This window comes from Membranihabitans marinus (assembly GCF_019802045.1).
GTDB lineage: Bacteria > Bacteroidota > Bacteroidia > Chitinophagales > Saprospiraceae > Membranihabitans > Membranihabitans marinus_A.
This window is the reverse complement of the sequence record NZ_JAHVHU010000002.1, coordinates 391,415-414,997: the sequence shown is the minus strand read 5'-3', so window position 1 is coordinate 414,997 and position 23,583 is coordinate 391,415. Positions and strand designations below refer to the sequence as shown.

The following is a 23,583-nucleotide window of genomic DNA, read 5'->3' as shown; positions in this document are numbered from 1 at the left end:
CGAGATTTAGGCAACAGACTTCACAGATGGTGTTAAACTATCCCCCCAATCCATGCATTGGTCAATAATTGCCAAAAATTAATACTATCCTGTCAAACACTGCCACTCCATGTGAAATGACATGTCCTATCATTAATTAATTTTTATCTTTGAAATCTGAATAATTGTTGACGTCCAGAACTTATTCTCAAGGGCAACAATTACAAAAATTCAGACCTAAAAACTATATCACCTGAACCTCTAAATTAGAAGTACATGCAACTCACTGGATTTTTTCCGGCACCTTTTACGCCCTTTGACAACAACGGTAAGGTTAACCCTTCCCTCATACCCGCTTATGCGGATCATCTAAAAAAAGATGGCGTCGCCGGTGTCTTTGTGGGTGGAACTACGGGAGAGGGTCTGCTCTTATCGGTCCGGGAACGGAAAGAAATGGCAGCGGCCTGGATTGCTGAACAGGACAATACATTCCAGGTCATTATACATGTGGGCGCATCCAGTATCGAAGATGCCAAAGAATTGGCCCGACATGCAGCTTCTATTTCTGCAACAGGTATTAGTACGATGGCCCCGCTATTTCTGAAACCACAATCAGTTTCTGCACTGATCGACTTTTGTGCTAAGGTTGCTGAAGAAGCACCAGATCTTCCTTTTTATTATTACCACATCCCCCAGGTAACTGCCGTGGATTTTATGATGGTAGATTTTCTGGAGCAGGTTGGAGACCGTATTCCCAATTTTGCGGGATTAAAATATTCCGGAACCGACATCATGGATGTCTTACTATGCGCAGAGTTTAACGCGCCTAAACGAGACATCATTTATGGCCAGGATGAAAAATTACTAGCTGGTCTGGTTTTTGGGCTTCAAGGAGCCATCGGAAGCACCTACAATTATATGACGCCGCATTATCTGGACCTTGTCAAGGCATTTGAATCCGGAGACCTAAAAAAAGCCCGAAAAATGCAGGCTGATTCAGCTACACTGGTCCGTGCTATGAACCGGTACGGCGGCGGAATTCGCGTGGGAAAACGAATTATGAAAGAAATCGGACTGGATTGTGGAGGTCTTCGCAGCCCGGGAGAAACTATCCCGGAAAAGGAATGGGCAGAGTTTTTGGAATCTGAGGATATGAAGGAACTTCGGGATCTGCTGAAGATATAAAACATTCCCTATAAACTGCACCAGTGTAATTCAGAAGTTGCATGTATTTTATATGAAGCGCTCCCATCCACAACAAGTTTGGGTGCGTGCTTAGCACTCTAAATGTAGATTCTAAGTAGACCTGCAGCGCAGGTCCAAGTATATTAGCAACGGTTATTGTCAAAATATCGACCTCGGAGAGGTCGTAATGTATGCTTAGACATTGCGACTTCTCCGAAGTCGAAGAATACTGCAAAACCATCTGCTAATCGGGATGGAAGCGCGAGATAATACCTATACATTATTTATTAATTGGAGCATTAATGCTTCGTTTCATAAATTATTCTAATTAATCTAGGTGCTTCCAGATCGGTTCACGCTCACGAATCGCTTGGCTCAATCTGCGATTCGTGAGCCTGTAGGGATCTGGAAGCGCAAATAATTAATCATAAAGAATTAAGAAACGCACCACTAGCATAACCAGCAGGAGATCGTACCATTCTACAGAACATAACCTGTTGGATAGCTGTCTATGATGCGGGGCACTCTTTGCCTTGCCAAAGCGCCTGATGTTTATACCAGATCTATAGCGAATATTTCATAAAAAATAAATACTTTTAGGTGTTATGAAGGAACTATCACTTTATAAAACCCTACTGATCGCTTGTCTTACTCTGTCTTCTCAGATTCAGGCTCAGGAGAATATCACAGTGCCTGAACTTTATGGACATATCGAATACCTCACCCAAAAAAAACTCAAGGGACGGACGCCTGGCGGCCGACTCAATAAAAAGGTGATCCGGTATTTGCGCACTGACCTAAAAAAATCAGGGGTTAAACATTTTAACCATGGATATTTTCAACCCTTCTATGTCCAAATGCGATCCGAAAAAGAGGAGTCTCCAGGTCCTACAGTGCAGACTTGGAACATCATGGGGTATATCCCAGGTCACGATACAGACTCAAAAAATGAATACATCGTCCTCGGTGCCCACTATGACCATCTGGGAATGGGTGGTCCATCTTCCAAAGCACCCACTAAATCCGGGCTTCATGCCGGAGCAGATGACAATGCCAGCGGCACTGCGGCTTTACTGGAGATTGCAGAAAAACTATCGGCAAATCGGGAATTACTGGATCGGAGTATCATCATTGTGGCCTTTGGTGCCGAAGAACAAGGTTTAAAAGGAAGCAGTTATTTCATCGACCATCCTCCAGTCCCGAAAGAACAAATTAAACTCATGATCAATATGGATATGGTCGGTCGTCTGAATGATCAAAAGCATATATACATGGGAGGTGCAGGTACTTTCCCAAATGGTATGGAATTGATGAAAAAAACAGGAAATGCACAAGGGCTTTCACCCATAGTCCATGCCGGCGAAGTAGGAGGCTCTGATCATGTATCATTTTACAGGCAAAAAATTTCCGTGCTCGGTCTCCATACGGGCGCCCATCCCCAGTACCACACCCCGGAAGACACCATTGAGCTCATTAATTTTGCGGGTACTCAAAAAGTAGCGGAGTATATTTATCAGGTCATCCTGAAATTGGCATCAAAAGACCAGGAACTTCGTTTTATCGATCAGGGTTAAGATAGTAGAACAGATTGACAGATTACTATTATAGAAGATACGAGCGCTGTTTCATATTTACATGTGGATCAATGAGCATGGTGAATAGGCTGCCATGCAATGAAGAATCACAGATTAACCTTTGTCCTTAAATCAGTGAAATGAAACTTTATAAAATACAAAATCAGGCGCTTATGGAAGCGGATGGAAACTACTATCTCAGCCCGGAGCTTCAATCCTGGCATGGCTTGATCAACAGAAACGATTTACACCACCATTTAACGAACCAAGTCAATCACTGGGAGAAGGTATCAGATGATTACCTAGATAAAAATTTGTCTATCGATCCGCCTGTTGACCAGCATCAGGAGGTATGGGCGGCGGGAGTGACCTACCAACGGAGCAAGGAGGCCCGCATGGAAGAATCAGAACAATCGGGCGGTGCCGTATTTTACAATCTGGTTTATGATGCCGATCGTCCGGAACTTTTTTTTAAAGCGCTGGGGTTCCGGGTCCGGGGCCATCATCACCCGATACAGATCCGACCAGACAGTGACTGGGATGTTCCGGAGCCAGAGCTCACCTTATTCATTACCAGTGATCAACAGATTGTCGCATACACCATCGGAAACGATGTAAGCTCCAGAAGCATCGAAGGGGAAAACCCGCTGTATTTGCCCCAAGCCAAGGTTTTTGACGGTGCTGCAGCAATGGGGCCCTGCCTCTGGGTACCTGAATCACCAATTCCTTTGGACAGTCAGATAAAAATTCGTATCCTTAGGAACGATGACACAGTATACCAAGACCAAGTGAGGATCAGCCAGATGAAACGAAGCCATACAGAATTGGCGGCCTACTTATTCCGGGCATGCACTTTTGCACATGGGGCTTTTCTGATGACCGGCACCTGTCTTGTTCCGGACAATGACTTCACGCTTCAGGAAAACGATGTCGTCAAAATAAGTATTGATCATATCGGCACATTAATAAATCAAGTCAAAAACATATCATAGTGAAAATTCAAGGACAGCAAATTATCGGATTAACATTGGAACAGTACCAGAATGGAGATCCATTTTATCCGGTCAACCCAAATACGGGAGAAGAAATCAAGTCGGTCGATTATTACAATGCTTCGACGGACCACATGAATCAGGCCATTCAGTTGGCTGCTAAAGCCCATGCAGATTATAAAAATACAACGGCGAAAGAACGCGCAGAGTTTTTACGAGCGATCGCCCGGGAAATAGAAAACATCGGACCGCTCCTGACCGACACAGCAGGCGCAGAAACAGGGTTACCTGATGGTCGTCTGAACGGAGAACGCGGCCGTACAGTGGGTCAACTAAATATGTTTGCGGATTGGATCGAAGACGGCGCGTACCTGCAGGCCACCATTGATGAAGCCATGCCAGACCGAACACCCATGCCCCGTTCTGACCTCAGAAAGGTTAATCAGCCCATTGGTCCGGTGGTGGTTTTTGGGGCAAGTAATTTTCCATTGGCATTTTCAGTAGCAGGAGGTGATACGGCTTCTGCTTTGGCCGCGGGTTGCCCTGTCGTGGTCAAAGGACATCCGGCGCATCCCGGAACCTCGGAATTAGTTGGGAAAGCGATCCAGGAGGCAGCTCGGAAAACAAATATGCCGGATGGAGTCTTTTCTATGGTCCAGGGGAACACCCATGAAGTAGGTCAATACCTGGTCATGCATCCTCGAATCAAAGCCGTTGGATTTACAGGATCGTTTGGTGGCGGCAAAGCGCTCTACGACCTCGCTCAGACTCGGCCCACTCCCATTCCTGTTTATGCTGAAATGGGCAGCACCAATCCAGTTTTTATCCTGCCGGGCGCGTTAAAAGCCCGAGGACCAAAAATCGCCGCTGGTCTGGCAGGGTCGATTAATTTGGGAGCCGGTCAGTTCTGCACCAATCCGGGTGTATTTATGGTTCCGGATTCTGACGAATCTGAAAATTTCACCCAGGATCTTCAGACCGCCTTTACAGATTTGGATAGCCAGACCATGCTAACCCCAGGCATACACAGTGCTTATACCAGTGGAACGAGCAAACTCCGCGATTCGGGGGCATTCCGGGTTCTGGCACAGGGGCAGAGTGAAGAAAACAAGCTGGCCGGTCGCCCCACCCTATTTCAGGCCAGATACGCCGATGTTAAAGCCAATGCGCTGATTTCCGAAGAAGTTTTCGGGCCTGCCAGCATTATGGTGACTTCCGATTCGACCGATGAAATACTGGAATTTGCCAAATCCTTGGATGGCCACCTGACAGCTACCATTCATGCAGAAGATTCAGACAGCGATGTATTGGATCAATTAATTCCGGTTCTTCAGGAAAAAGTAGGACGCATTATTTTCAATGGTTATCCGACTGGGGTCGAAGTATGCCACGCCATGGTCCATGGAGGCCCGTTCCCGGCTACGACAGATTCTTCTACCACCAGTGTAGGCACATCAGCCATATACCGGTTTCTCCGCCCAGTGTGTTACCAGGATATTCCTGATCAGCATCTGCCGGATGCTCTGAAGAGGGATAATCCATTAGGCATTCCACGTTTGGTAAATGGAAAACAGGAGTTGTAAACGCTTAGAATGAATTAACTCAGGTGTTTCGTAGCAGAATCAATCTTACCCAAACGATTGAATAATCTTTTTGATTAAGGCGTTAGCGAACACCGATATACCATTTTGGAATTTCACAGCAGATGTAAACCCGGGTTCATCCGGATCTGTATGCTTTTGTTAATAAACATCGTTGGGCCTGCGCTTAGTTATTGCATAACCCGGGTCTTATCAATTTGATCATCTGCAACGATCAAAAAAAAGTGAATTTGAGCAAAAGGAGATGGAGTTAAGAAAACATGGGTTAGTGGTAGTAAAGAGTAATCGCGCAAAATTCGTCGCTTTGATTTAGGCACATGCAAGGCATCTAACTCCACAGAAAAAGTATTCTATTTCAAGAAGTTAATAACGCCGCAGATGATTGAATCAAAAGTCAAACGTCACCCAAAATTGGACGATGTAATAGGCCCAACTTTGGAATTTAATCAATTGATACATTGTGTATTATGTATCACAACAGATTGACGTGGTGAATAAAGCGGGTAATGCACTACGGATAGGAAGCATTGGATAGATTCCGAGAATCCTCCCTTGTCCAAATTCACTTGTTTATCCCGGATCCGTCTTCACGGATCCGATCATTCAATAGAAATCCATTTGTTTCTTAAGGGGGATTTTAACCTCCTTGGTCTCTATTGATGGTTCAAATATAAGTCCCTTATTTAGAGGTTAAAACAGCAAAAACCCCCGTTCAGATGGGGAAAAACCCCCTTTATGCCAACGTAAACTCCAATTGATCACCCCCGGAAAAATGGGATACTTTAGTGCCGTTCGGTCGAGAAATAAAGTTATTCTTCTATCTTTAGGGATCGAGTTCCACCCTACATGGGAACGATCATTTAAATGAAAATGAAGTTATCAATATGAAACGGAGAAAATTTATGTTACAAACCGGCCTTACGGCAACCGGAATGGCGGCTGTTGGCCTGACACCAGGGCAGTTATTTGCTTCCAAAGACCATTTATCGATGCCTCAAAACAAGTCACGTAATATTAAGAAAAGTCTAAAATATGGCATGGTCAATACGGGGGGAACAGTTATGGAAAAGTTCCAACTGCTTAAGGATCTGGGGTATGACGGCGTCGAGATGGATTCTCCAAACGAACTGGATAATAATGAGATTCTGGAGGCCAAAGACAAGACCGGTCTTGAAATCCCGGGCGTTGTTAACTCCATGCATTGGAAATACCCTCTATCCCATCCTGATCCGGAAGTCCGGAAAAAATGTGTGGACTCTATGACCGAAGCGTTGGAAGACTGTAAATTATATGGCGGCACTACGGTTCTCCTGGTCCCCGGCGTAGTCAATAAAGATATCAGTTATGCCAATGCGTGGCAAAGGTCCCAAATGGAAATAAAAAAAATGATTCCTGTGGCCGAAAAAACCGGCATCAAAATAGCTTTCGAAAATGTATGGAACAATTTCATCCTAAGTCCTTTGGAAGCAGCATACTATGTGGACGAATTCAACCACGATTTAATCGGGTGGTATTTTGATATCGGCAATATCGTTCGCTACGGCTGGCCGGAGCATTGGATTGAAGCGCTGGATCATCGTATCATGAAGCTCGATGTAAAGGAATACAGCCGTGAAAAACAAAAAAATGAGGGCGTGTGGAAAGGTTTTGACGTGGAACTCATGGAGGGTGACTGTGATTGGCCCACCGTAGTCAAATCGCTTGATAAAATAGGCTACGAGGGTTGGGCTTCTGCAGAAGTACGCGGAGGCGATAAGGAACGACTAAATACCATCATAACTAAGATGGATCAAATCTTTGATTTGTAGGGCAATGGGTGGTTGTTGATAGTTTGTAGTCGTTGGTGGTTGGAGCATCCGTTTGCAGACCACAGTCTGTGGTCTGCCATCTGCCATCATGAATCTACCGTCAGCTATCTGATGTTGATGAATTCCGTTTGGAGTCCACGGTCCATCTTCTGCTATTGGAGCGATCTGTAGTCTTCCGTTGGCCGACCGCGGACTATAGATGCTGCTTCTATTCTAATTTACCTGGACCACAAGCTTCCCCAATTTTTCGCCGGTAAACAACCTCAAAAAGGCCTGAGGAAGTTTTTCAAAGCCCTCGACCACAGTTTCCTGATGCTTCAGCAGTCCTTGCTGATACCATCCGGACAAAGCGGTAACGCCTTCTTTAATTTGATTCTGATAATCGGTCACAATAAATCCTTTCATCAATGCACTTCGCTTGACAAGCAAAGGAGCCACTCTGGGGCCATGGGGTATGGATGTTTCATTGTACAGTGCGATCTGGCCGCACAACACGATTCTCGCAAATTTATTGATCAACGGGATGACCGCATCGGAGATTTCGCCACCTACATTGTCAAAATACACATCAACACCTTCCGGACAGGCCGTTTTCAAGGCCTCCGACATATCCGTTGTTGTCTTGTAATTCAGTGCGACATCGGCACCCAGCTCATTTTCAAGATAGGTCGTCTTTTCATCTGATCCTGCGATCGCCACCACCCGGCAGCCCTGAATCTTTGCTATTTGTACGACAACGCCTCCTACAGCACCGGCAGCCCCAGAAACCACCACGGTCTCTCCTTTTTGAGGCTGACCGATATCCATCAACCCAAAATAAGCAGTCAACCCGGTCATCCCGAGCGTGCTCAGCGCCAGTGAAGACGGTTGAACCTGTGGGCTTACTTTTCGCAACAGTTCTGGTCTGACAGTCTGAATTCGTTGCCAGGAAAGAATACCCTCTACCAGGTCCCCTTCTCTCCAGTTGTCAGACTTCGATTCTAAAATTTCTGCGACAACACCCCCTTGAATCGGAGCATTTACCTCAAAAGGAGGCATATAGGATTTTTCATCCCGCATCCGACCACGCATATACGGATCGACTGAAATATATTTACTCTGAACTAATACTTCGCCATCTTTTGTGGTGGGAGTTTCAATTTCTTTTATTCGAAAATTATTTTCAGAAGGTTGTCCGTCCGGACGCTCTGCCAGTTCGATGACTTGATTGATCATAAAGTTAGTTTTAAAAATGTTTGGAGTGATAACACTAATCAGACGATTAGTGTTCAATCATTCGTTCTATAAATAAAACCACCGTCAGCAGGAATCATTTTTTCTTCCAATCTCCGTCAACTTTGTGATACGCTTGTTTGACAGCGCTCCAGGCGACTTTATGCGCGGTTTCTTCCCGGGATGCATCTCCTTTTCGGTCGTCCGGATCTTTGTACTCCTCATACGCACTGTTGTAGGCTTCTTTGTAGATGTCCTGAGCATGAGACGGTAAATTGTCTTTAACCGAATCAGGTAGTTCTGATTTTGATGAATAAGGCATTTTGAAGGTATTTGGTGTTTGAAAATATGTCGTTTGTTTCCAGCATGAAATCGCTTTAAGCCTTGTGCTTTAAGCATTTCCTCGCTGTTCAGCGTCCGTTCTTAACTTCCAATCAGTTCGCGCTTAAATACTCTTCGCATGCTTCAGCACATTCCCGGCATGCTTGCGCACACGCCTGACAATGATCGTGATCGTGTTTACTGCATTCAGCTGCGCATTTTTCACAAGTAGATTTGCAATACGCTACCAATTCGTTGACGTCATCATATTCGGTAGACAAAACCTGCGAAAGTGTAGAACAAACTTCTGCACAAACGCGATCCAGTCGGATGCAATCCACCATCATTTTTACATTGTCTTCTGACAGACAGGCGTCCGCACAATAATTGCAATGATTAATGCAATTTCCAAGGGCATGAATTATTTTAGTATTTCTCATAAAAACGTTATTTAGTGGAAGCAACAACATAACTACCATCCAGGAAATGCATTGATATTTTTCACGATTTATTTAACAAAAACCACAGCTTTACCGGAAAACACAACCGACACTCCTCAGTCCACGTTAAATGTTAAACGAACAGTTTGATCAAATAATTCTAGTCGCGAATCACCTGTGCTTGAGTGTGTACAACTGAAGTCAATTCTAAAGATATTCTGGATTAACCGGGTTAATTTACTCTTAACAACTGACTTTTGATGAAACAATCCATGTTTTCAGTCGTCAGATTACCAAAGAATAAAACGACAACAAATATGAAACTACTTTCAATTTTCACCTCAACTCTTTTCCTGGCAGGCATACTGCTGGGAGGCTGCTCTTCCTACCGTCACATTCCTGCTGACATTGCAGACACGTACTATGGTTTTTTACCCTGTGCCGATTGTCCGGGCATTAGTTACACGCTGGAACTGCATCAAAAAGGAGATTATTCGCTGACCATGGATTATTATGATCGGGAAACGACCTTCGTCACGGAAGATAAATTCACCTATAAGAACAACAAAATAAAATTGTTTTCTGAAGGTGAAATCACCTCCCGGTTTGAAGTAGAAGGTGATAAATTGATCGCCCTGGATGCAGACGGCAATCGCATTGAAACTAATCTGGCACCTTATTACCAACTCTACAAAGGCGATCCGACCAAAGCGGACATGCCCACTGATTTTGGCATATTAAATACGCCGATCATTTATAAAGGGACCGGAAACGAACCATTTTGGATGGTTCAGATTACTTCGAGCAACACCCTTATTTTCAAAGGACTCATGGAAAACGGGGAAGTAGAATTTGAATTACCCGTCGCTAAAGTTGAGCTGTCCGACGACAACAATTCCATCGTTTATACGGGAAAAAATGAGAGGCACAAGCTTAAGGTTAAGATTGCCAACAAAGCCTGTCAGGATAACATGTCCGGCCAACACTTCACCACAACACTCCGCGTAGAATACACTTCAGATGGTCAAAAGAAGACGCTTAATGGTTGTGGAGAATTCAAAGGCAAATACCAGTTAAATGGAACGTGGGAGGTCATCAGTATGGATGGTCAACCCATTCAAGGTAAAAAGCCTACGCTGGGCATTTACCTCCCTGAAACACGGATGGCAGGAAGTACGAGTTGTAATCGTTACTTTGGATCGATCGAAAGTACAGCACGTACGCTGAGCTTTGACCAGGTCGGAGCGACCAGAATGGCTTGTCCGGATATGAGTTCGGAGGATAAATTTCTCAGCCTGCTCGGTCAAGATGATATCACGTGGGAAATTGACGATGATGGAAAGTTAACTTTAAGCGGTGAGGCAGGTACTATCGTATTCAGCCGGACGGACAGCATGTAATGATGCCTTCCGAAGGAGGGTTTTAACTATTAATCCAAGCGCATGGATGGGAAATCGCAGATGCTGTACCCAATGATTTGTTTCAACAATTCAATGGGGTTGTTCATTTGCTTTGTTTTATAAGTAAGGCGGAATATTTCTGAGGTCATTTTTGTGATTGTCAAGGCATCAACACGTAGCCAAAGCTGGGTTTAATTCGCTTTATCCACCACGTTAATCTGTTGCGACACATAATTATACAGTGCATCAATTGCTTAAATTCCAAAATTCGATTTATCACATAGTCCACTTTGGGGTGGCGTTTGGCTATTGCGGGTTATGGTGAGGCTTTGCAACGCAGGATAGCACAAAACGGAACCATAATTAACTACGATGATTAATGAAAGGGGGTACGAGATCCAAAAATCACCAGGACCCGGTGCCGTACGCTTTTTCATTCAAAGTTTACATATGCCATGTTTAATGGCATAGAGCACCAACCCGACACGGCTTCGAACCCCCAGTTTTTTAAACAGGGCTTCCCGATAACCGTCGATGGTCTTCGGACTCAAAAACATTTCAGCCGCTATCTCTTTGTACGTCTTCTGAGAGCAGGCCAGGCGGAGGAAAATAAGTTCGTTTTCTTTGAACGCGGGTCGACCCGGTTCAGTATGATCTTGAATGGAAGAGACCAAACTACTGGTCACATTTTCGGAATAGTAAAACCCCCGCGTTGCCACTTCTGTCAAAGCTCGTTGCAGTTCTACCGGGCTAATATCTTTCACCAGATACCCCTTCGCTCCTGCTCGGAGCATTTCAATGATGTGGGATTCATCATCATTCATGGAAAGCGCGACAACCTTGATGTGAGGAAAGTGAGCAGCCAGATATTCAGTGGCATCAACCCCATTCATCACAGGCATATTAATATCCATCAAAACAATGTCCGGATGAGACGGGCTCGATTCGATCCGGTCCACGCATTCTTTTCCATTTTTACAATAATATTGAACTTCAAACGAATCAAATTTACCGACCAGCTCACCCAATGCCTTTGAAAACAATAGATGGTCATCCACAATGACTACAGTGTATATTTTTTCCATATTTCAGGGTCTTTATTTATGCCGTATATCCCAATCGCTCCGTTTGTTCTACAACTGAATCTCGGTCTATATTTCGAACGGAATGCCTATAAGAAATCTCCATGCGAGTTCCGACGCCGGGGTCTGAATGAAAAATGTATTCTGCGCCGATCATTTGGGCTCTTTTGCGCATATTCAACAATCCGGAGCCCCACCCATTCGCATCATCATATTTCATCCCCCTACCGTCATCCCGGGCTACGATATGTAATCTTCCGGCATTGTTTTCTATTTCTATCCACAAATTTTCGGCTTGCGCGTGTCGGATTGTATTGGTAAAAAACTCCTGGAGAATCCGGTACAATATTAAATGATCCTTATCATGTTCCAATGGCGTGATGCAGTTGAAGTCAAAATGTGTTTGTATAATCCGCCATTTCTGATACCGTCTTAACTCGATATCTATAGCATTTATAAAGCCAATATTTTGGATGTGATCCTTATTGAGCGTTCGTGACAGCGCCCGGATTTCACTTATTGACCGGCCCACCAGTTCATGCAATTCAAACAGGGTATCGCGATCGACCTCTTCATCCATAGCTAATGCAAGCTTAATCTTAATGGACGAAAGAATCTGACCGAGATTATCATGGAGCTCCCGTCCGATGTACTGGAGGGTCTTCTCTTGAATTTCCATTTGAGAGGTAAGGTAGGTTTTTTCCAATTCCTCCGTGATTCTTTCTTTCTCGCGAATGTACTTGTTTTTACGCTTTTGAATATAGATGAAAAACAATACCAATCCGGCAGCCATTAACATAATAACGAGGGTGGAAACTACAATAATCAGTTGAACTTCTTTTTCCCCCATAATAACCCAATTAAGAAACAGATGTGTAATATAATATTTAATATTAACATAAATGAATTATACACTACACCATCGTGGTGCAACATGTTTCCCGTGATCATAATAGGAATAACACTGGCATAAAAAAAGAGGAACCCCACGGAGACCCAAAACAGTAGTCCGCGTTGAATGATCAGAATTTTATCCGTATGCAGCACTTCATTAAAATAAAGAATAATTGCAATAATTAAAGAAGTTGCGCCCGCAATAAAGTTAAAGGATTGGAATACGACCCAAAAGGATTGCATCACCCAGGTATTGATTCCGGCAAAAACCAGAAATCCGCCGGTTAGGGAAAGCAAAATCCTTTTTATCTGTACACTGGTGATAAATGAACGGTACCAAAGAACCAGCAATGGGAATTCCAGGATAATAAATGTATTGTATAGCCAAAGGTTGGATACTTCCAACTGACCTTGCATAAAGTTACCAACCACCTCCAGCAATACAATCCCCCACAAATAGAGCAAAAAATATCGCAGCGTATTGTGCTTGTACTTTCCAAAAGTTATAGTACCCACCACGGCAACTACCACCTCCATAAGAAGAATCAGTATCCTACTTTCCATTGGAATGCATATCTCTCCACCATGATTTCATTGGTCAATCCTTAATGGGAGGTCTTCCTAATCCTCCAAAGTTCATGAAAGAACTTTCTTCAAATTCCATGCTATAACTTCGCATCTGAAGGTGCCTCTTTTGAGTAGAACCACTATTTTCCTCCGGATCAGCCAATGCGTTCTGCAAGAGCTCATTAAGATTTTCTGGTTTGCCATCCCGGATGTACAATGGATCAAAAGCTTCATCCTGCCCTTTACCATTCTTATACGTCGGTATAAACAACACGGTGTGTGCGTTCCGTTTCTCTTCATCAGAGTGGTCGGACGGGTAAATGGCATTGACCACTCTCACACCGGACACTTCTACCCCTTTGAGCCGGGTCAATGATTTCACATATTTCAAATAGCTTTCAATGGCACTGATGGGAAATTGTACAGATTGCACCAACTTTAGATCTGAATCCTTTGAAGATTTTCTGAATTCGTCATGCCGGTCAATCATTTCGGCTGCGGTTTTCATCGAAATAAGGTTCTTTGACGTGTCTTTCATGATTTATATTTATTAGATATGGGTGGCAACCGACTTCCCAGCAAATATGCGATATCCCGACAAACTCCTCGACTGTTCAGTTTTTATTTACAGAGCTTCGAATCTTAATTCGTCCAAATTAAGCGAAATCGAACAGAAGATAGTTTAACATTTAGGGTGTTTTTCCCCTTTCTTTCAACAAAAGAAAAACAAGTCGACATTATTGACTTTTCCTGCATGGGTTAAACGATCCCGAATAACTGATTTGCCCCCCGGATTTGAAACGGCAACAATGACCTGTGCATCGGAAGAAAGGGCAGCTTCAGGATCTTTTAGAATCGTTCCGTAGATGTTATGGCCTATTTTATTCTCATTTTGAGTCACCCATTCTACATGAGGCACCATGTTGTGTAACGTGCGGTACAACTTCTTGCCTTTCCTTCCTGCACCCCATACGATCAACCTGTGGTCTGGCCTGTATTTATATTTTAAAAAATAATGAACTTTCAGATCAAAAAACAACTGATCTGCATATTCTTCTTTGGTACGACTGGCCCGGTGGGACCAATCTCTCCACAGGTGTACTATAGAATCACACCCATGCGCTTTGAGTCCGTGCTCATACATGCGAAACACTAAATCATAATCTTCCGGATACCTTCCAGAAGTAATTCCACCGATCGACAGAAGATCTTTCCGATACATCATCCAAGCCGGAGAAGCGATGGGACACTCCATAAATACTTCTTCGAAAATAGCATCCTGGTCAATCTGATGATTAATCCATGACGCATAATCCAAAAATCCGCGACGCACCTCCCATTCCGTACTAAAATATTTCACCTTGCCCGTCGCAACGCTGCCGGGTCCTTTTTCTCGCAATAAGCTGTAAAGATTCTCTAATTTTTTCACCGGCATGATATCATCGGAATCCATCCGGTGCACTATTTCGCCCCTACTCATATAAAACCCTTTTTCCAATGCCGGTACAATTCCTTTCTCATCATTGGCATACCACTGGATGCGGGAATCAATTTTACGAAATGATTCTAAAATGGATCTGGAATCGTCGGTTGAAAAATCATCAATTGCAATTAACTCCCAATCTTTATATGATTGTGCAAGAATGCTCTCGATGCATTCACTCAAAAAAGGTGCAGTATTGTACACCGGCATGAGAATACTGATCATAGGAAAGGAATTTGATGTTTAGGTGTTTAGGTGTTTGGGTGTTTAGGTGTTTAGGTGTTTAGGTGAAAAATCAGATTTAATTTCTGGCATGGAATCCATTCTAAAAAATAAAAAAAATGATGCCACCTCCACGGTCAACCAATTACTTCAGGGTCAATAATCGGATAACATTTTGCGAATATCCTTGATATTGCCGTAGATGACCATAATATCGTCTTCATTCAAAACAGTTTCCGGATCAGCAATCTTATTAACAATCACATCTTCTTTGAATGCCCCCAATGGGTTGATTCCTTCCCGGGGAGTAAAGGTTGTCAACACCAGTACATTGTAATTTTCGGTTAAATTTAGTTCTTCCAGTGTTTTATCAACCATTTTGGAGGGCACACTAATTTCGATCACATAAAAAGGTCCGGTGAGATAATGTACATCCTGGACTCCTTTCATGGCCAGCTTAATGGACCACTTCGTCGCTGCTTCATTTTCCGGATTGATCACCACATCGACATTCATGGCTTCCAGTATGGTCTGATGAATACTTGATATGGCCCGGCAGGCAAGGTATTTCACTTTCAGTTGTTTGAACACCGCTGAAGCCATTACATTCGCACTAATATCCTCTCCGATAGCTATGACTACCCTGTCTGTTTCATTGAGCGGCAATTCTTCGACCACGCTGGCATCCGTTGCATCCAATGCGACCGTATGAGTCACTTTTTCCTTAAGGGCTTCGACTCGGTTGATATCTATATCAACGCCCATGACTTCGTGTCCTGACTCTGTCAGATTCACAGCCATCGCAGAACCAAAATTTCCCAACCCGATAATAATGTATTTCATAGGAATTATTAATTAATCATGATTTCTTCCTGGGGATAGCGGTAGTTCGCATGAGCCACCCTCCGGAACACAGCCACTAATATAGTAAACATGGTCACTCGCCCGATAAACATGGTCCCGATAAGCACCATTTTACTTCCGGCCGAGAGATCCGGTGTAATCCCCATCGACAAACCCACCGTGCTATACGCGGAAAATACTTCAAATACTATTGCAGTATGGTCTTTTTCAGAATCGAAAATTCGAATTAAGAAAATACTGATTCCGATCACAGCCAAAGATAAAAATATGACCGCAAATGCGCGTCGTATCGATGCGTCAGAAATCTGCCTTCTATAGACTTCTATCCGTTTCTTTCCTTGAATCATTTGGGTAATATTGAGCACTGCGAGCGCAAAAGTCGTCGTTTTTATCCCACCTCCCGTGGACATTGGAGAAGCACCAATCCACATTAGCAAAACAGTAAACATGATCGTCCCCAGCTGAGCTTGATCAAAGTCAATGGAATTGAACCCGGCGGTCCGCGGTGTCGTACCATTGAAAAATGAAACAACCATCTTTCCCCACATTGAATGTTCCGACAAGCTATGATTGTATTCAAAAATGGAGAAGAAGACAGTTCCGATCACAATCAAAAAACCGGTCGTTATCAACACCAACCGCGTGTTGATGTTGATGATCCAGGGCCGATGCACGAAAGGCAATTTCTTTTTTATGGATGACACGGAATTTACAATATAGTAGCGGAAATACTCTAGAAAATTGAATACAATCGGAAAGCCCAATCCCCCGAAGATAAATAACCAGGCTAATATGATCTGCAGGGAGTAATTGAATCGGAAACCGGAGGTCATCAAACCATCTGTGAGCGTAGAAAAGCCCGCATTGCAAAATGCAGAAACAGAATGAAAAACCGAAAAAAATAACTTGGAGGTCAACCCCATCACCTCCCAGTCATTTATAGAACTAAAAATGAGCAACGCACCAAGCAATTCAAATCCCAGTGTGTACAACAAAATGGTTTTTATCATGGAATAAACCTGTGTCAAACGGCCTGAATTCGTGATCTCACGGATCAAAAGCTGATTTTTATAACTGGTTTCTCCCCGAAAAAAAAAACTAAAAAAACTGGTAAATGTCATAATCCCCAATCCCCCTAATTGTATCAGCAACAACAGAAGTCCTTGTCCAAATGGGGTGAAATCCTTGGCGGTATCAAGCACTATAAGGCCTGTAACACACACCGCACTGGTCGCCGTAAAGAATGCATCCAGCAAAGATATAGACTCATAAGTGGCTGTGGGTAATTTAAGAGCAAAAGCCCCCAATACGATCAACACAAAAAAACTTCCCACAAAAAGCTGTGCGGGATTAAAATCCAGAAATGCCCGATGGATATTGCTGGTAAAGATTTCACCCATCAATCCGAAAAGCAAGGTTACAAACACCCATATCCAGGCTCCTTCTGAGGTGATAAATGAAGCACTCACCTGTCCGGGCAGAATAATAAAGTACAATATACTCAGCATCGACAGCATAAGAAGTACGTCAAATGGCCATATCTTCCGGGGTGGCCGCTTTTCTCGCATGGCGTATCGAAAAACAAGAGCACCAACATTCAAAATAAAAGTACTTATATACAATTGATAAACCGACGCAAGAACGTGGTATTCGGGGTGTTTGAATCCAATATCATAAATCAGCCAGCTGAGTGATACGAGGCTGAATATTACGGTCAACCATCGAACGACCTGGTATATTTGACGGACTCTTGATCTCAACATGAATGCCCCATTTACGAAAAGACAATTTTAAACCCGTAAGCTACATAATTTCTGATGAACCTAATAAACATCCATCTTACAATGCGACGCAATTAATCATTCATCCAAAAACGAACAGGTTATAAAATCAGGTTAACTAAATCGTATTGGATTTTGTTAAAATCAGAAATTGTATAAATTTGTCCATATGCGACTGGAGGTGCTCATCCAATTTGGATATACCTCTGATTTCATTCAACACCGATTAATTATGAATAGGATGTTTTACCTGAACAAACCAATTTTACTTATCACATTTGCACTACTCGCAATTTTTATCCTCCATGCGTGTAACAAGCCAAAAGGTTATCGAACTGAAAGCGGTCTGATCTTCTATGTATACGGTGACCAGTCAAAGGATTCCACGGCCAAAGTGGGTGAAGTCATCAAATTCAATTATAAAAAGTATGTCAACGATTCCTTAGTGGAATCCACCTACCCGGGGATTCCTCAATATGAACAGGTAATGCCCGGTCTGTTCTACCCCTATGAAGCTGGTGAGATTTACCCTTATTTTCGAAAAGGAGATAGTATTGTTTTGTATCAGGAAGCTGATTCTTTATTAAAACGACGACTTTTTTACCCGGTCCCATCGTATGTTTCTTCGGGGGACGAAGTAGTCACCCACTTTAAAGTTCTCGATATCTTTTCCAGTGACAGTCTCGCAGGTGTTGATATGAATGAAGAATATCCCCGAGCCATGGCCAGAAACAGGAAATCTGGTGCTTCTCGACTAAAGAGATACCTGGATAAACGTCACATTGATGCAGAGTTAACTCCGGACACCGTTTATATCGAAACAATCAAGGAAGGACAGGGCGTACAGGTAGAACCCGGCGATATGATTACTTTTCGTTTTACCGCCAAAACCATCACCGGAAGTGTTTTTGGCACAAACACCGGGGAAGATGATGTCCCGATGGATTATGAGGTTATGTCTGGATTCATGCCCAAAGGAATTGATGAAACGCTCCCCAGATTACAAGTAGGTGACCATGTCAGAATGTATGTTCCGGCGATGAAAGCTTTTGGAGCGAGCCCCCCACCCGGATTGGAAAAAGGCTTTCAGGATATCATCTTCGAAGTGGAGATATTGAGTAAAAAGTCCGTGGAGAATTAATTTACGTCAGTAGGAATTGGATAATTGACAGCTAAAAGAAATGTGAATTGCGTTTTCTATATAGGTGTTTCTAGTGTGCCAAATCATAAATACCAAACACTATTCATGGCTTCTTTTTTACCATATCTTCATCATCCAAATCCTTATGTAGCTATGGCTATACGCGGTTTGGCTTCCCAAAAAACAATCGCTTCAATAGTATCTTTTACAATGATTCGGTGCACTTGTGCTGCAATTCAGAAGTTGTATGCATTATATGAGGCGCTCCCATCCCCAACAAGTTGGGTTATCTGTTTAGAGTGTTTTGACCCGGTGCTTTAGCCCGGGGAGAATTATGATTCACCAAGTCGGGCTTTAGCCCTTAACAAATGTCGCAGTTAGAGGATGAAGCCTATTATTGTTTTGTGTTCCCAACCCCGCCATCCCCAACGAGTTGGGGACGGGGCAAAACAGCACCCATGTATAACTGTGTCATATTCGCTAAACAGGTACAATTTGAGGATGGAAGCGCGAAATGGATCCTATACATTATTTTTGATTCCATACACTAGTGTTGCGTTTCAAACCAAATAGTACAGGGGTAAAAAATATTAATTTTGAGATTTAAATATTGTTTTAGTATTATTACAACGACAGCAACAAAGTACAATAGTACCCGATCACGAAGGATGCTGTAATTCAATTGAAAACAACTAACCCGGAAGTCGCCACATGGATTTTACCCTGCTTGATCTCATAGCTTTTATCGGTTTTATCCTGTTCGTTGTTGCAGTTTCACTCTATGTTTCCAGAGATGAAAAAGACTCGGAAGATTATTTTCTGGCCGGCCGGTCGCTTTCCTGGTGGGTGATTGGTATCTCACTGGTCGCCTCCAACATCAGCACGGAACACTTTGTTGGAATGGCCGGACAAGGTTTTCGGGAAGACATCGGGATGGCAGTGGCCAGCTTCGAATGGATCGGTGCATTGGCGTTGGTCATCGTGGCGCTTTATCTCTTACCCCGCTTTTTACAATCCGGCATCTATACGATACCTCAGTATCTGGAGTATCGGTATGATCGGAAAACAAGGACCCTTCTCTCCATATTTATGTTGGTCTTTTATGTGATGATAACCATTGCGACGGTGTTGTATGCGGGCGCCTTTGCCTTAAAGGAAATTTTTGACACCTCTTTGATCACCGGTATTTGGCTCATTGGATTAACTGGTGGTCTTTACACAGTGTATGGTGGTCTCAAGGCGGTCGTATGGTCCGATGTTATCCAGGGTGCGGCTTTGCTAATCGGGGGTGCATTTATCACCTATTTGGGCATGAAGGAATTGGGCGGGCTTCATCAGTTTATCGAATTATCGGATGGCCGGCTTCATACGGTGCTTCCTTTGGATCATCCCACGCTGCCCTGGTTGGCGGTATTTTTTGGCGGGATGTGGATACCCAATTTGTTTTATTTTGGTCTCAATCAGTTTATCACTCAGCGGACGCTGGGTGCAAAAAACATCGCGGAAGGACAAAAAGGCGTACTTTTTGGAGCCAGTATCAAGCTCATTATACCGATTATCATCATTTTTCCGGGCATTATCGCCTATGAATTGTATGGTGACGAAATTGCCAATGGCGATGCCGCATACCCTGTCTTGATCACCCATTTGCTACCTGCCGGGTTGACCGGAGCCTTTTTTGCAGCACTATTTGGAGCGACCATGAGCACGTTGGATTCCCTGCTCAATTCTGCCGCAACTATATTTGTCATTGATATTTACAAACCTTTTATAAATCCGGATGGATCGCAAAAGCAGATCGTTCGGACCGGGCGGATCGTCACTTTTATTCTGATGATCCTGGCCTGCTTGTGGGCGCCGGTGGTCAATCAATTTGAAGGCGGACTGTATCTGTTTCTCCAATTGTATTGGGGTTTTATCCAACCCGGTGTCGTAGCTGTTTTCCTGATGGGCTTCCTTTGGAAAAAAGTGCCTTCTGGTGCTGCCTTTTGGGGAATGCTCTTAAACATCCCCATCTATGGAGCACTTTTATTTTTTATTCCGAACATCGCCTTTTTGCATCATATGGCGATCACTTTCGTGCTTATTATGATATTTATGACTATATTTACTCGGCTCCGGCCTCAGCAACACCCGAGTGAGATCCCGATATTCAATCAATCTGATCACAAAAATTCCCGTTTGGTAAAAAACTGGAGTATCGCCATTTTGATCGCAACCATTTGTTTATATATTATTTTCTTCTGATATGGAAACCCAGGAAAAAACCTTTCGAAATTACGACCAAAGCGACGCCACCGCGGCCGTCAGAGACCACTACAAGAAAATGCGCCAAAATCAAACCTATGATTATGTCCGGCGTATGAAAAAAAAATACCTGACTTACGACACTCCGATGAACCTGTGGGATGCTTTTGTCAAGCTCAATGACCTGATCGATGTGAGTGACCCCGATCTCGATCTTCCCAATATTCAGCATCTGGCACAGTCTGCAGAAGCCATTCGAAAAGATAATCGTCCGGACTGGATGCAACTCGTCGGATTGATTCATGACCTGGGAAAAATGCTGTATATCAAAGGATGCGATGAAGATGGAACGAGTCAAAATGAACAGTGGGGACTGGTCGGAGATATTTTCGTGGTTGGTGCCGCCCTTCCTGACACCCTGGTTTATCCGGAGTTCAACAAATTGAACCCTGATATGGCGAATCCTCGCTACAACACGCCTACCGGAATTTACCCTGAAAACTGTGGTCTGGATCAACTGGAACTAGCCTGGGGACACGATGAATACCTCTACCAGGTCCTGAAACACCATCCCGGAAATAAGTTGCCCCTTGAAGGAATGGTGATGATACGATACCATTCTTTTTACCCTTGGCATACGGGCGGAAGCTATACGGCATTAATGAACGATCAAGATGTACAGTATAAAAAATGGATCAATGATTTCAATCAATACGACTTGTATTCCAAGTCGCAAATAACTTATGACCTGGATGAAATCAAAAGCTATTATGCACCGATTGCAGATAAATATTTAGGGTCTGATAACATTTACTTTTAATCGAACAATTTATGAAAACGAGTCTTTTCTTATGGATGTACACCCTGATCGCAATAGCAATCCTCGCCGGATGTAACTCTGCAGAACCACACGATGAATCCTCGGAAGAATCAGCTCGTCAGCCTAATATATTATTTATCATGTCTGACGACCATGCCTATCAAGCGATTAGTGCTTATGATGATCGACTCATCCACACCCCCCACATTGACCGGATTGCATCAGAAGGGATGCTATTCGAAAGAGCATTCGTCACGAATTCCATCTGCGCACCGAGTCGCGCTGTCATCCTGACTGGAAAACACAGTCACCTCAATGGGTTGCGAGACAACGGAGACCGATTTGATGGCGCACAACAAACCATCTCCAAGCTGTTTCAGCAAAATGGGTATCACACGGCCATATTTGGAAAATGGCATCTAAAAACAGACCCTACAGGGTTTGACACCTGGAAAGTATTACCGGGTCAGGGCCACTATTACAATCCGGAATTCCGAACCAGCCAGGGAAAGGAAGTGGATAGTGGTTACGTCACTGATCTGATCACTGATTTTTCTCTCGAGTGGATTGATCAAGTCAAAAACGATAATAAACCATTTTTCCTGGTATATCAGCACAAAGCACCGCATCGGGAATGGTTGCCTAAAGAAGAGGATTACAAAGCGTTCACCAAAAAAACCTTTCCCGAACCAGCCACTCTGTTTGATGATTATTCTGGCCGTAGCAAAGCCGCTCAAGAAGCTGAAATGCGTATTTCGGATCATATGGGCCTGACGAATGACAACAAAATAAAACCTTCGGTGGCAGAATCTCATGGATTTACAGATTTTCTACCCTGGTACTCCAATGCCTATCACAACAATCTTGACCGGATGAGCGATGAAGAACGACAGGCCTGGGACGCCGTATATGACCCGATCAACGAAGAATTTGATGCCCAAAATCTCAAAGGCGATGAACTAACCAGCTGGAAATACCAACGCTATATGCAGGATTATCTGGGGTCGATCGCCGCTGTAGATAATAATGTAGGACGGGTGCTTGATTATCTGGAAGAAAATGATCTGGCAGACAATACAGTTGTCATATACACCTCTGACCAGGGTTTCTACCTGGGTGAACACGGTTGGTTTGACAAGCGATTTATGTATGAAGAATCATTCCGCACTCCGTTGATGATCCGATGGCCGGGTGTGGTGGAGGCAGGGAGTCGCAATTCGGACCTGGTCCAAAATCTGGATTTTGCTCAAACAATGCTCGACATGGCAGGTATACCTATGCCGGAGGATATGCAGGGCAAAAGCATGGTTCCACTGCTCAAAAATAAAAACCCGATCTGGCGGAAAGCACTCTACTATCACTACTATGAATATCCGGGTATTCATGCCGTCAAACGACACATCGGTGCCCGAACTGACCAATATAAACTGATCCATTTTTACGACGATATCGACGAATGGGAACTGTTTGATCTGGAAAGTGATCCGGATGAATTGTCCAACGTGTACGATACACCGGAATATTCCGACGTTCAGGATGAAATGCATGAAATATTGATGGAGTTGGCACAGCACTATAAGGATAGTGTAGGAATGGAACAGGCGAAATGGAGGGAGTGAAGAAAAGAAAGAAAATGTGATCAGGGATATGTCCCATGTGTTTGCGAAAAACATTGTACATCTATATTTATTTATGAAGTCTCAGAATGAATATGTCTTATCCAGACAACTTCTGAAAAGTGATACATCATTCGGGGCTAATATAGAGGAAGCTCAAGGAGCACAATCCAAACGGGATTTTATTGCGAAAATGCAGATCTCTGAAAGAAGCAAAAGAAACAAAGTACTGGCTCCGGCTTTGCAGGAATACAGGATTTTTAGAAAATGTAAAAGTTGAAAAAATGATAGAGAACTGTGGTGAAATCATTCTGATCCTGACGGCAATTCTTAAAAAAGCGAAACTTTGAAAGA

The 23,583-nt window shown here is 43.5% G+C and carries 20 protein-coding genes and 1 pseudogene; 11 read left to right on the top strand and 10 right to left on the bottom strand.

All coding sequences use genetic code 11. The features are described 5' to 3' along the window. The first annotated feature begins 255 nt into the window (after nt 1-255). The 5 genes from KUV50_RS01930 (at nt 256) to KUV50_RS01910 (ending at nt 7,139) form a co-directional block, all read left to right on the top strand. Complete coding sequence (locus KUV50_RS01930) at nt 256-1,164, top strand: dihydrodipicolinate synthase family protein (protein WP_222578395.1); 909 nt, start codon at nt 256-258, stop codon at nt 1,162-1,164. Between the two features lie 605 nt (nt 1,165-1,769). Then, complete coding sequence (locus KUV50_RS01925) at nt 1,770-2,738, top strand: M28 family metallopeptidase (RefSeq protein WP_222578394.1); 969 nt, start codon at nt 1,770-1,772, stop codon at nt 2,736-2,738. 140 nt (nt 2,739-2,878) lie between these two features. Next, nucleotides 2,879-3,730 carry a fumarylacetoacetate hydrolase family protein gene (locus KUV50_RS01920; protein WP_222578393.1) on the top strand — a complete coding sequence of 284 codons (852 nt, stop codon included), beginning with the start codon at nt 2,879-2,881 and terminating at the stop codon, nt 3,728-3,730. Then, on the top strand, nt 3,730-5,313 hold the full coding sequence (locus KUV50_RS01915) for an aldehyde dehydrogenase (NADP(+)) (RefSeq protein WP_222578392.1): 1,584 nt from the start codon (nt 3,730-3,732) through the stop codon (nt 5,311-5,313). The genes KUV50_RS01920 and KUV50_RS01915 overlap by 1 nt, the downstream gene beginning before the upstream one ends. Nucleotides 5,314-6,215: 902 nt before the next feature. Continuing rightward, nucleotides 6,216-7,139, top strand: coding sequence for a sugar phosphate isomerase/epimerase family protein (locus KUV50_RS01910; protein ID WP_222578391.1), 924 nt, complete (start codon nt 6,216-6,218; stop codon nt 7,137-7,139). A 213-nt stretch (nt 7,140-7,352) separates the two neighbouring features. On the opposite strand, the gene KUV50_RS01905 is transcribed toward KUV50_RS01910, so the two are convergent. The 3 genes from KUV50_RS01905 to KUV50_RS01895 form a co-directional block, all read right to left on the bottom strand. After that, complete coding sequence (locus tag KUV50_RS01905) at nt 7,353-8,354, bottom strand: NADP-dependent oxidoreductase (protein ID WP_222578390.1); 1,002 nt, start codon at nt 8,352-8,354, stop codon at nt 7,353-7,355. A gap of 94 nt (nt 8,355-8,448) precedes the next feature. After that, nucleotides 8,449-8,673: a putative cation transport regulator ChaB gene (gene chaB / locus KUV50_RS01900; protein ID WP_222578389.1), complete on the bottom strand. Its 225-nt coding sequence runs from the start codon at nt 8,671-8,673 to the stop codon at nt 8,449-8,451. A gap of 112 nt (nt 8,674-8,785) precedes the next feature. Next, nucleotides 8,786-9,112, bottom strand: a complete 327-nt coding sequence (locus KUV50_RS01895) for a four-helix bundle copper-binding protein (protein WP_222578388.1) — start codon at nt 9,110-9,112, stop codon at nt 8,786-8,788. Nucleotides 9,113-9,429: 317 nt separating this feature from the next. Here KUV50_RS01895 and KUV50_RS01890 point away from each other — a divergent pair, with 317 nt between their 5' ends. Continuing rightward, a complete protein-coding gene (locus KUV50_RS01890; RefSeq protein ID WP_222578387.1) occupies nt 9,430-10,512 on the top strand; it encodes an META domain-containing protein in 1,083 nt (360 codons plus the stop codon). Between the two features lie 437 nt (nt 10,513-10,949). Here the strand turns inward: KUV50_RS01890 and KUV50_RS01885 are convergent, their stop codons facing one another. From KUV50_RS01885 to KUV50_RS01855, 7 genes are all read right to left on the bottom strand, one after another. Then, nucleotides 10,950-11,597 carry a response regulator transcription factor gene (locus tag KUV50_RS01885; RefSeq protein ID WP_222578386.1) on the bottom strand — a complete coding sequence of 216 codons (648 nt, stop codon included), beginning with the start codon at nt 11,595-11,597 and terminating at the stop codon, nt 10,950-10,952. 16 nt (nt 11,598-11,613) lie between these two features. Further along, nucleotides 11,614-12,444, bottom strand: a complete 831-nt coding sequence (locus tag KUV50_RS01880; protein WP_222578385.1) for a sensor histidine kinase — start codon at nt 12,442-12,444, stop codon at nt 11,614-11,616. Further along, nucleotides 12,420-13,052, bottom strand: a complete 633-nt coding sequence (locus KUV50_RS01875; protein ID WP_222578384.1) for a hypothetical protein — start codon at nt 13,050-13,052, stop codon at nt 12,420-12,422. Before KUV50_RS01875 ends, KUV50_RS01880 begins: the two co-directional genes overlap by 25 nt. 34 nt (nt 13,053-13,086) lie before the next feature. After that, entirely contained in the window at nt 13,087-13,593 is a 507-nt protein-coding gene (locus tag KUV50_RS01870; protein WP_222578383.1) for a hypothetical protein, read from the bottom strand. A 174-nt stretch (nt 13,594-13,767) separates the two neighbouring features. Then, the gene (locus KUV50_RS01865) at nt 13,768-14,763 is read right to left on the bottom strand and encodes a glycosyltransferase family 2 protein (protein ID WP_222578382.1); all 996 of its coding nucleotides are present in this window, start codon (nt 14,761-14,763) and stop codon (nt 13,768-13,770) included. Nucleotides 14,764-14,916: 153 nt separating this feature from the next. Continuing rightward, nucleotides 14,917-15,603, bottom strand: a complete 687-nt coding sequence (locus tag KUV50_RS01860) for a potassium channel family protein (RefSeq protein WP_222578381.1) — start codon at nt 15,601-15,603, stop codon at nt 14,917-14,919. An 8-nt stretch (nt 15,604-15,611) separates the two neighbouring features. After that, nucleotides 15,612-17,387 carry a TrkH family potassium uptake protein gene (locus KUV50_RS01855; protein ID WP_222578380.1) on the bottom strand — a complete coding sequence of 592 codons (1,776 nt, stop codon included), beginning with the start codon at nt 17,385-17,387 and terminating at the stop codon, nt 15,612-15,614. A 169-nt stretch (nt 17,388-17,556) separates the two neighbouring features. Here KUV50_RS01855 and KUV50_RS01850 point away from each other — a divergent pair, with 169 nt between their 5' ends. The 5 genes and pseudogenes from KUV50_RS01850 (at nt 17,557) to KUV50_RS19645 (ending at nt 23,579) form a co-directional block, all read left to right on the top strand. After that, on the top strand, nt 17,557-18,546 hold the full coding sequence (locus KUV50_RS01850; protein ID WP_222578379.1) for an FKBP-type peptidyl-prolyl cis-trans isomerase: 990 nt from the start codon (nt 17,557-17,559) through the stop codon (nt 18,544-18,546). A 711-nt stretch (nt 18,547-19,257) separates the two neighbouring features. Next, complete coding sequence (locus KUV50_RS01845; protein ID WP_222578378.1) at nt 19,258-20,793, top strand: solute:sodium symporter family transporter; 1,536 nt, start codon at nt 19,258-19,260, stop codon at nt 20,791-20,793. Between the two features lies 1 nt (nt 20,794). Further along, nucleotides 20,795-21,613, top strand: coding sequence for an inositol oxygenase (locus KUV50_RS01840; protein ID WP_222578377.1), 819 nt, complete (start codon nt 20,795-20,797; stop codon nt 21,611-21,613). 11 nt (nt 21,614-21,624) lie between these two features. Further along, nucleotides 21,625-23,232: a sulfatase gene (locus KUV50_RS01835; RefSeq protein WP_222578376.1), complete on the top strand. Its 1,608-nt coding sequence runs from the start codon at nt 21,625-21,627 to the stop codon at nt 23,230-23,232. Between the two features lie 16 nt (nt 23,233-23,248). After that, nucleotides 23,249-23,579 (top strand): annotated as a pseudogene (locus KUV50_RS19645) (four helix bundle protein). Nucleotides 23,580-23,583 lie beyond the last annotated feature (4 nt).